The 2,570-nt window shown below is 37.3% G+C and carries 4 protein-coding genes; all 4 read right to left on the minus strand.

Features of this window, described 5'->3' with window-relative positions; translation table 11 throughout:
* Positions 1–463 precede the first annotated feature (463 nt).
* Positions 464–700, minus strand: coding sequence for a hypothetical protein (locus tag AMDU4_RS05935; protein ID WP_021786795.1), 237 nt, complete (start codon positions 698–700; stop codon positions 464–466).
* Positions 701–920: 220 nt separating this feature from the next.
* Positions 921–1,505: a PH domain-containing protein gene (locus AMDU4_RS05940; RefSeq protein WP_021787077.1), complete on the minus strand. Its 585-nt coding sequence runs from the start codon at positions 1,503–1,505 to the stop codon at positions 921–923.
* A 491-nt stretch (positions 1,506–1,996) separates the two neighbouring features.
* Positions 1,997–2,230 carry a hypothetical protein gene (locus AMDU4_RS05945; protein ID WP_021786893.1) on the minus strand — a complete coding sequence of 78 codons (234 nt, stop codon included), beginning with the start codon at positions 2,228–2,230 and terminating at the stop codon, positions 1,997–1,999.
* 9 nt (positions 2,231–2,239) lie between these two features.
* Positions 2,240–2,570 (minus strand): hypothetical protein (locus AMDU4_RS05950; protein ID WP_290704358.1); only part of this gene is annotated, 331 nt, incomplete at its 5' end.

Below are 2,570 nucleotides of genomic sequence, written 5' to 3' on the forward strand. Positions count from 1 at the left end.
TTCCTAACCTCTTATGGAGGATTTCATGGAAGAAATCTCCATAATGCCATTTTTCAGGACTTATCCAATGGATTAACTTCTGATTCTTCCTTGCATGAATAGATATAATCATTTCCTAATTCATCCACATCGTAGGTTCAGTGGCTTTCTTGCTCATTTAGTTGTAAAAATTTTGATCAATTTACTTTCCGACAACAATCTCTGGGCATCTCTTATTCTGTTTGCATATTCCACCAGTTCTTTTGTGTATACTGAACAGGGTAGTGAATTATTCATCAGCATCTCCCTTCCTTTACATGGCTTGCGCCAGTTTAAAATGTTACAATATAGCATCGGTTTGCATATTTTTATCAATTTATAACAGGTTAGAGGGGTTTTTTTTAACTTCCAGTGAAGCGATCAGATATCCACCCCGCATCTTCTTTATTCTTTCCTCCCCCATGGTGTTGATAGGATTGACGTTTCAGTGGAATATGAGATCCTCATCTATTTTGGAGGAAAGAAACCTGTTCATGTTCGACTGATTCGCATGATCTGATATGATGGAGTTGAGATGGGCTACGCTTCTTTTCTCTGAATTATTCAAGACAGAGATTAGTTCAGAGAAGTGCCTGAACTGTCTGATTTCAGGAAATGCTGATCTGTAATTGATCAAAAGTCCATCAAGAATTTCTCGGTTCTTCACTACTGGGATTTCCATATGTCACACAAACGCACGGCAAATTCTTAACCGTTTCGAATTTCAATATTAAATTGTTAAGTGTGAATATAATTAATGCAAAAGTCTAGTTCATAATGTATCTCGGTGAGTAACAGAAAGTTTTCCTCAGTATGCATACTGGGTCATTCCCGACAAAACAGTCTCAATTCATCCCCCCTCCAAAGATCGGAGCTTTCCTGTTAATTTACTCGTAAATTTATTATTTTAGTGCGTCTTTTAACTTATTAAACTCATCCATTGTTATCTCACCTTTTGCGAGTCTTACCTTAAGTTCGTTCATAGGATCCCCACCGGACGGTTGTGAATTCTTGTCACCCATAGATTTATTTATCTTATCCTGAATGTATTTTGCACCTTTTTCTGACAGTTCTCTCAATTTACGTCTGAACTCCCAAACCTCCCTTACACCCATTCCCTGAATCAGTAGTTTATCCGATAGTACACCCTGTTGCAACTCCACAGAATTTATCTGATCAAACCGAAAGGTTCTTGTTTCAAAACTAATCAGACCTTTTGAAACCAGTATCAAGCGTTGATTTGTAATTATCAGCCATGGGTGTCCCATCTGATCATTTTGGACATGCCCACTTCTTGCTGAACCAAATGAAAATCCCGGTTTAACTCCTCCAAATCCCCCCTCGGTATGGGATCCAACCACAGATCTCAGCGTAAACTCAATAGTTTCTCCGGGCATAAGTTGCTTGTGCAACCTTACGGATATCCTCTCCGGGAGCGTTGTAAACCTGCTTAATGGCTCGTTTTGTTCGGAATCATCATTTTCCATAATTCTATTATATGATATATATATTTAAATATTCCGTAATATTTTATAGTAATCCCTCATGGATTGATACACACTGGCATACTCTCGACCACAAAAGATTGGAGGCTCTCACCCTTGCTTTGTATTCGCCCTCATTCCTCACGATACGGACGTTTTCCGAGAACCTATTACTAAGTCCTAAGGTCACTGTCGGTTACAGCGTTGTCTCTTTAGGGGTATCAGTGCTCCCTTTGCACACATCCCTGTCTACGTGCGATTGGGACACACCTTTATTTGTATAATTATCTAACCGGAACATAGAGGCGTTCCTAACCTCTTATGGAGGATTTCATGGAAGAAATCTCCATAATGCCATTTTTCAGGACTTATCCGATGGATTACCTTCTGATTTCAGGTTTCACGAAACTATGTAATTATTGTACAATTCATGACCTCCCTCAACGTTGGAGTTTTATTGCTCATAGGATGATTGTAATTATTATCACATTTTGTTAAACCTTTCTTTTTATATGATAACGCAGTACCATAATAACATATAATAATTCGATAAAAACCACTATTAAAGAAATATTTGCGAGGTATGCATTATTAACATGACCTAAATATGCCCTATATGCCACATATCCTTCAAAAATAGTAGTGATTAATATCAATGATAATATAAAATTATTGGGAATTCGCTTTTTATGTGCTTTATTTTGAATTTCTAATTTATTTTCATTCATTTTTTACACCTATAGATTTATCGGTTGACAGTTTACCATATCCGTAAAACTGCTTGGTAAGGGATTATAGGAAAATATAGGATATGGAACGTTAAACCATCCATCTTCAAAACCTAAATATATACCAGCGTAGCCACCATATGCATTTACAGATGCTATGATAGCAACCGTTACAGCCATCGCAGCGAATACCACAGCAATAGTTTTCAATGCATCTAATGTTGCTGCTGCAAGTACTCCAGCTAATTTAGCACCTACTGCACCTACCAAAGTACTTATACTTCCGCCAAGAGCTATGTAACATTCAAGTCTTCCTGTGTTTTCATTATTAAATGATATG

The organism is Ferroplasma sp. Type II (assembly GCF_000496155.1).